Below are 7012 nucleotides of genomic sequence, written 5' to 3' on the forward strand. Positions count from 1 at the left end.
CAGGGGATATTTCTTTTCACTTAACACTTCAGCCCCTTGTTTTCTTAAGGCTTTTGACATGGGGGAGTCTTGCCCCCTCCCCGTTCTCCTTCGCTGCGCTCAGGAGCCGGGGTTTCCCCCACAGCAAAAGCCGAGAAAACTACGGGGGCTTCCGTTAAACTGTTCAAAGAAATATCCCCTGCCAGTGAACGGTTGCCATCCGTGCCCCCTGCCGCAGGAGCGGTTTGCCTTTTACAGGGTTTCGATCGCGGGCCAAATTGCACTGCCTCTTTCGGTCTGCAATGAGTTAGCTTTGAAACCCGGAAAAAGGCAACCGGTTCAAGGCAGGATATAAAGGACGAGAAGAATAGATGTGCTGAATATAAGACTGCCTGGGAGGAACGGATAGAGGATATTGTTACATGAATATGATGCGGCGGCGGGGGCCATCTATCGGCACATATATCCCACCTGTTCCTCTATCTCTCGTGCACAGGCAACCTGTTCTTCGGGTGGCAAATCGATGTTTAGCGTATACGTTGCCAGATCTATTTCAACTGTTCCCCCGTGTCTGGCTACGATAGACTGGATAATAAACAAGGACGTGGCCCTGGCTTTGGACTTCTCGGAACTCGACAATACATAATCCTCGGCCATACGTGCGGCATCATCTTCCCCGCTCAGTCCTGATGTATCTGGTGCGTGCCAGTAATAATGCTCTCTCATGACAACGCCTCCTTTATGGATTAGAGCGTCTTATTCCACAATGCAGGTCTATCCTGCACGCTCTGATAATTAGTAAAGCAAGAAGCGTGCCGTTTAACTGAAAGATTGCCGACTGCTGTTGGGGACTGACTATGGGGCCGGGATAGGCCGGGCTGGATTATGCCGGGAACCCTGCATCATGTCATTGCCAAGAACATTGAACAAAAAAGATCGTAACTGATTTTAACTTTTTACAAAACTCCTCAACCCCCGGCTTCTGCTGGGATGTCTCAACTTTCTCAAGGCCTTCTGTTCTATCTGACGTATACGCTCTCTGGTAACAAAGAAGTCCCTGCCAACCTCTTCAAGGGTGTGATCTGACTGCTCTCCGATCCCGAAACGCATTCGAAGTATTTTCTCTTCTCTCGGGGTTAATGTGCCGAGAGCAATCCTTGTCTGTTCCGCTAAATTTGTACCTATGACAGTCTCATCCGGGGTCTTGGCCTCTTTGTCCTCGATAAAATCCACTAAGTGGCTGTTTTCGCCATCTCCTATGGGAGTCTCTAAGGATATGGGATCTCTGGCCATCTTTAATATCTGTGATACCTTGTCCCTGGGCAATCCCAGGGTCTCGGCAACCCTCTCGGGAGTGGGCTCCTTCCCGGTCTCTTGAATAAGGGCACTTGTGGCCCAAACAACCTTGTTCATGGTCTCCACCATATGGACAGGTATGCGAATTGTCCTGGACTGATCGGCAATAGCCCTGTTAATCGCCTGACGAATCCACCAGGTTGCATAGGTGCTGAACTTGTAACCTCTTTTATATTCGAATTTATCAACGGCCTTCATAAGACCTATGTTGCCTTCTTGTATGAGGTCAGAAAGATGCAGACCCCGATGGAAATATCTCTTGGCGATGCTGACAACAAGACGGAGATTGGCCCAGACAAGACACTTTTTGGCGTCTCTGGCAAGACTGACTCCTTCATTGAACCTGGAAATAACACTTTCCAGTTCTCTGGCACAGAGCCCGAACCTCGCCAAAAGTTCGCCTTCTGAAACAGCGCTTAATTTCCGCTTTTCCTTGTTGAATGCCTGGCACAACAGATCTTGAAAACATTTTTCGATTCGCCCTTTCCCTAAGGTCTTCATCATTGAAGACCGGTTTTCCGCGAGCGCCTGTTTAATAGCACCCATGGCATCATCGTCCAGGCCGGGCTTTATGGAACTCAGAAGCCTGCGATTTTTCACCTGAAGCTTTTGGATCTCATCCAGAATATCTCTGAGGTGGGCTTTCCCGCTTCCTGAATTGGCTGTTTTTTTTGCTTTAATGTAATCCGAATCATTTTCAGCCACACAACCAACATTCTTTACAATGACCCGCGCTTTCTTGAGAAAGGCATCAACTACATCCGGGATGGATAATGAGGCCTCTACGAACGCCCGCTCTCCTTCCTCCATAGCCTTTGCTATGGCGACCTCCTCTGCCCTGCCAAAAACCCTGTCTCCCATCTCCTTGAGATAGATTTTTACCGGGTCAACATCCCCGCCACCCTTTCCTTCATATAGATAAAAGTCCTTTACATCATCCCCGGATCTATCAGTAATAACTTCGACAGGTTTTAACTCATCCCCTGCAAGCAATCCCGGCGCAGAACCGCCGATTAACTCATGCACGCCCTTATCATCTTGATCAATATCTCCGTATAGGCCGTGCTCTCCTTCATACTTTCCCCAACATGTCCGGTCCCGGCTCTTCCGGCCGGCCTTCTTTGTTCCTTGAAAAACAGGTTCTTTGACATTTTCCCCCCAATCGGAAAGCTGGGCTTCCGCCAAGCAGTGCAAATCACGACTCCCTTCTTCCCTCATCAATCCCTCCTTTTTCGCAGAGACGACATCAAGTCAGACAAAGCGCGGTCTTGCAGTTATTGAAGATGCTTACCTGAGCTGCAGCAACTGCCTTAAAAGACCTTCATCATCCGCCTCCGCAGGGGCCTTTATCTGTTCCAGAACATGCCACCTCAAGACCTTGTTGCGACGACCCTCACAATATCTCTTCAGCCCTGAAAGCATCTCCTGCTCTCTATCCTTAAAAGGGGATAGATCTGCAGAAAGTCTCATGGCCAAGGCCTTCAATTCAGGTACAGGCTCAAGCTGATTATATAGCTCTGAAAGATTGAGATCCCCCGACATGCTGTAGAGATGCGACATTGCCATCCAAAGATCCCTCAAGGATGGAACCTCGAGCCACAGATCAAGACCGGCATCCAAGAAACTTTCCATATACTGGGGATGACCGAGCAGGAAACCAATCAGCTTGGCCTCCGCCCTGTTTCCAGGACACTCGCGGGTTTTGACCCCGGCAGATGGCTCATAACGCTTTCTGATATTGGGAACGACGGTACTGGAATTGCGGACATTCAGACGTTCCCAAAGGATTTCCTCCCTTATCCCAACTTTCTGGGCTACATGTCCTGCCAGAAGCGATTTTCTGACAGGATCATTGACAGATTGAAGGATCAGCAGCACGTCTTCTAATGTTCTGAATTTACCTTCCGGGTCCTTTCCGTAAGACAACAGGCCCTGCTGAATCGCAAAATCAAGACCGGAGCCGGCTGTATCTGCCAGGGACTCCCAGGCCTTCCGGCCTTCCCGCCTGACAAAGCTGTCCGGGTCATCCTCAGCGGGAAGATTAAGCACCCTGACCCTGAGATCCAGTTTGTAAAAGAACGGAAGCGCCCTGAGGGCGGCCTTGACCCCTGCGGCATCACCGTCAAAAACCAGAATCCAGTCCCTGCAAAGTCCTTTCAACCGCCTGACATGATCCTCGGTCAAGGCCGTACCGAGTGTTGCAACGACCTGATCTATATCGGACTGAGCCAGGGCCAGAAGATCCATGTATCCTTCAACCACATAGCCCCTGCCAGCCCGTCTGATTGCCCCCTTGTTTTGAAACAGGCCGTAAAGGACCTTACTCTTATTATAGACAGGTGTTTCGGGAGAATTCAGATACTTGGGCTGGCCATCTCCCAGAATACGACCGCCAAAAGCCACTACCTTTCCGGACCTGCCGAGGATGGGAAAGATGATCCTCCCACGGAAACGGTCATAGTGCCCCTTCCCGCTCTTCCTGGAGACGATCAGTCCCGCCTTTTCTGCCTTATCCAGCGACAATCCTTCAGTCTTTAAATAATTGATAAGGCCATCCCAGCGATCATCGGCCCAGCCAAGCCGGAATCGGGAAATTATCCCGGATTTCAGGCCGCGGCCTTCAAGATATGCCCGTGCGTCACCGGCCCCGGATGAATGAAGGAGATTTTGGTGATAGAACCCTGCTGCCGCCAGATTGAGACTGACTAATTCTTCAGCCTCCAAGCGATGCTTTTGATCCCGGGACGATCTCGGTCTTTCAGGAATGATTATACCGTAACGGTCGGCCAGGGCCTTCACTGCTTCCACAAAGCTCATGCCCTGCATCTTCATGAGAAACTTGAAGACATCTCCGCCTTCGCCGCATCCGAAACAGTAAAATTTTTGTTTTTCTTCGCTGACTGAAAAGGAAGGATCTTTATCCGGATGGAATGGACAGAGGCCGATCCAGTTCCGGCCTCTTTTTTTCAACGACACGTATTCTCCGATGACCTGTCGGATATCCGAAGCTTCAAGCACACTTCTGAGGACGTCTTCAGGAATATACGAACTCATGCCATACGCCCTTTAACCCAGCATACCTGAAGGAAATGATGCACGAAGGATCAAGGATTTCAATCTCCAAAAATCCAGCCGCAAATTCATTGAGGTCACAACCCTGTCGGATGGTCATAATAACAGGGCAGACCAATCTGTCAATAAGCAGTGCTTGACACTCAAATGATTAAGCAGGAGCGACAGTCTACGGAAGTTTATAACCTCTTCAGATCTTCTTGGCCATCAGGACCCTGTCATTACCTGACAAGTCTTTTCTGATTTCTGCGCATTTATATGCCCCTGTATCCCCGGTCATCCGAATGGCCTGTCTCCCCTGATCATATCCGATTTCACAGATGAACCATGCTCCTTTGCGAAGTATACGGGGTACGGTCTTGATAAGTCTTGCAATGTCTCCAAGCCCATCCTTTCCGCTGAAGAGCGATCTCTCCGGTTCATTATTGATTATTTCCTTTGCCAGGAGCGTTCTGTCCTTATCAGCCACATAAGGCGGGTTGCTGACAACCAGATGAAATCCCCGGTCTGCGCCGGCAACCGCTTTTCCAGGCGGATAAATGCCGGCTTCATACGATCTGAAGGGACCGGTCCAGTCTGCCTGTAACAGGCTTACCCTGGATAGCACTCCGTGTCTCTCGGCATTTTGGCGTGCCACGACCAGGGCATTAAAGGACAGGTCTGTTGCCACTAAAGCGGCTTCTGGAATTTCACATGCAAGTGTTATTGCCAGGACGCCGCTACCCGTGCCCAGGTCCAGTATAAAGGGCCTTTGCCATCTTTCATGCCTGACAAGGCCAAGGGCGATCTCCACGATCAACTCGGTCTCGGGCCTGGGTATTAAGGTGTCCCTGGTTACACGAAATGAAAGGGACCAGAATTCCCGCTGGCCTGAAATATAGGCAGTGGGTTCGTGCAAGGCCCTTCGGGAAACAAGGGCCATGTACTGCTCTCTTAAAGAGTCTTCGAGCAGAAACTCGGGATGGAGGTGAAGCCAGATCCGTTCTTTTCCCAACAGGTGGGCCAGCAGAATCTCAGCTTCAAGTTGCGGGTTTTCTATGCAGGCGCAGGAGAGTTGTTCAGTGGCCTGTGCGAGTATCCGGACTATTGTCATCTGAGCTTTGGGTCAGGGCCTGTGCCTGATAATGAGTCCCCAGTGCCTCTATTATTTCGTCTATATCTCCTTCCATTACAGTCTCGAGGCGATAAAGGGTGAGGCCTATCCGATGGTCGGTCAACCTGCCCTGGGGAAAGTTGTAGGTACGAATACGCTCACTCCTGTCCCCTGTGCCCACCATGCTCCGCCTTTCGTCTGAGAGCTGGGATTGTTGTTCTCTGCGATTCAGGTCCAGAAGACGGGCATAAAGCACCTTCATGGCCTTGGCCCTGTTTTTGTGTTGCGAGCGCTCGTCCTGGCACTGCACTACCAGCCCTGTGGGCAGATGGGTGATACGTACTGCGGACTCCGTCTTGTTGACGTGTTGTCCCCCTGCTCCGGAGGCACGGTAAACGTCAACCCGGAGGTCAGCAGGATCGATATCCACGTCCACATCATCGGCCTCGGGCAGTACGGCCACAGTAACGGCCGATGTATGTATGCGCCCCTGGGTCTCGGTATCAGGAACCCTCTGGACCCTGTGGGTGCCGCTCTCGTACTTTAAACGGCTGTAAACCCTGTTCCCGGAGACAAGGGCGATTATTTCCTTGAATCCGCCGCCCCCGGTCATATGGACGTTCAGCACCTCCACTTTCCAGTTTTTCTGCTCGGCATAACGGCTGTACATACGGAACAGATCCGCTGCAAAAAGGGCGGCCTCGTCTCCGCCTGTACCGGCCCTGATTTCCAAAAGTACGTTCTTTTCGTCATTAGGATCCCTGGGCAGGAGGAGATATTTTATTTTCTGCTCGAGCCCCTGACTTTTCTCCTCAAGCTGCTCCAGTTCCGACTGCGCGAGCTCCCGGATTTCCGGATCAGGATCATTGAGTAAGACCCTGTTCTCGTCAATCTGTTTAATTACCTCACGATCCTGGCGGTAGGCTTCAACTATTATCCTCAGATCGGCGTGCCTTTTTGCAATTTTCTGATATCTCTTTTGATCTTTAAGTAAATCAGGATCGCTTAGTTCTTTCTCTAAAGCCTGGTACGTCTTCTCTAATTCTTGAAGTTTAGTTAACATTTCAAGGGTTGTTGCTTTCCGCGGCCTCACCATACTTCCGGTAGAATTTCTCCACCCGCCCGGCGGTATCGACGAGTTTCTGTTTGCCTGTAAAAAAAGGATGACACATGGAGCATATCTCTACCTTTATCTCTTTTTTGGTTGAACCTATCTCAAACTCATTACCGCAGGCACATCTTACCTTGGCGTTATAGTATTTCGGATGAATTTTTTCCTTCATTGTTTTTATATCTCCTGTTTAGATATTGATATTCTGAAATTCAATTATACTGCAAAAAGCGTTTTTGTCCAAAATCTTCCGCCCGGCACGCCGAACTTCGCGTATTTGATCACGGGGCAGGGCCGTCCCTTGGAGCGACCTGCGTAAGTCCCGCAGTTTTTCTTGGCCTTTGGGGCGGGGGAAACCCCGGCTCCGGAGCGAAGCGAAGGAGAACGGGGAGGGGGCAGGA

The 7012-nt window shown here is 50.5% G+C and carries 7 protein-coding genes (1 of these 7 running past the window's edge); all 7 read right to left on the reverse strand.

The features are described 5' to 3' along the window. Positions 1-429: 429 nt before the first annotated feature. Positions 430-705 carry a hypothetical protein gene (locus C4B57_02775; GenBank protein ID PXF55561.1) on the reverse strand — a complete coding sequence of 92 codons (276 nt, stop codon included), beginning with the start codon at positions 703-705 and terminating at the stop codon, positions 430-432. 222 nt (positions 706-927) lie between these two features. Next, on the reverse strand, positions 928-2196 hold the full coding sequence (gene rpoD, locus C4B57_02780; GenBank protein ID PXF55627.1) for an RNA polymerase sigma factor RpoD: 1269 nt from the start codon (positions 2194-2196) through the stop codon (positions 928-930). Between the two features lie 426 nt (positions 2197-2622). Further along, positions 2623-4389 carry a DNA primase gene (locus C4B57_02785; protein ID PXF55562.1) on the reverse strand — a complete coding sequence of 589 codons (1767 nt, stop codon included), beginning with the start codon at positions 4387-4389 and terminating at the stop codon, positions 2623-2625. 208 nt (positions 4390-4597) lie between these two features. Beyond that, positions 4598-5500: a peptide chain release factor N(5)-glutamine methyltransferase gene (gene prmC / locus C4B57_02790; protein PXF55563.1), complete on the reverse strand. Its 903-nt coding sequence runs from the start codon at positions 5498-5500 to the stop codon at positions 4598-4600. After that, positions 5466-6563 (reverse strand): peptide chain release factor 1, encoded by a 1098-nt coding sequence (gene prfA / locus C4B57_02795; GenBank protein ID PXF55564.1) that lies wholly within the window; start codon positions 6561-6563, stop codon positions 5466-5468. Before prfA ends, prmC begins: the two co-directional genes overlap by 35 nt. 1 nt (position 6564) lies before the next feature. Further along, entirely contained in the window at positions 6565-6783 is a 219-nt protein-coding gene (locus C4B57_02800; GenBank protein PXF55565.1) for a 50S ribosomal protein L31, read from the reverse strand. An 18-nt stretch (positions 6784-6801) separates the two neighbouring features. Next, positions 6802-7012, reverse strand: the 3' portion of a protein-coding gene (locus C4B57_02805) for a hypothetical protein (protein ID PXF55566.1). The gene runs 11 nt beyond the window's last position; 211 of the gene's 222 nt are visible here — the last part of the coding sequence; its start codon lies off the right edge, out of view — the gene reads right to left on this strand; it ends in the stop codon at positions 6802-6804.

The organism is Deltaproteobacteria bacterium, from assembly GCA_003194485.1.
Classification (GTDB): domain Bacteria; phylum Desulfobacterota; class Dissulfuribacteria; order Dissulfuribacterales; family UBA3076; genus UBA3076.

What these genes read in the sequence shown, in the direction of transcription:
- prmC (PXF55563.1), bottom strand. Translation starts at nt 5,500, where the DNA reads ATGACAATAGTCCGGATACTCGCACAGGCCACTGAACAACTCTCCTGC.
- C4B57_02800 (PXF55565.1), bottom strand. Translation starts at nt 6,783, where the DNA reads ATGAAGGAAAAAATTCATCCGAAATACTATAACGCCAAGGTAAGATGT.
- prfA (PXF55564.1), bottom strand. Translation starts at nt 6,563, where the DNA reads ATGTTAACTAAACTTCAAGAATTAGAGAAGACGTACCAGGCTTTAGAG.
- rpoD (PXF55627.1), bottom strand. Translation starts at nt 2,196, where the DNA reads ATGGGAGACAGGGTTTTTGGCAGGGCAGAGGAGGTCGCCATAGCAAAG.
- C4B57_02785 (PXF55562.1), bottom strand. Translation starts at nt 4,389, where the DNA reads ATGAGTTCGTATATTCCTGAAGACGTCCTCAGAAGTGTGCTTGAAGCT.
- C4B57_02775 (PXF55561.1), bottom strand. Translation starts at nt 705, where the DNA reads ATGAGAGAGCATTATTACTGGCACGCACCAGATACATCAGGACTGAGC.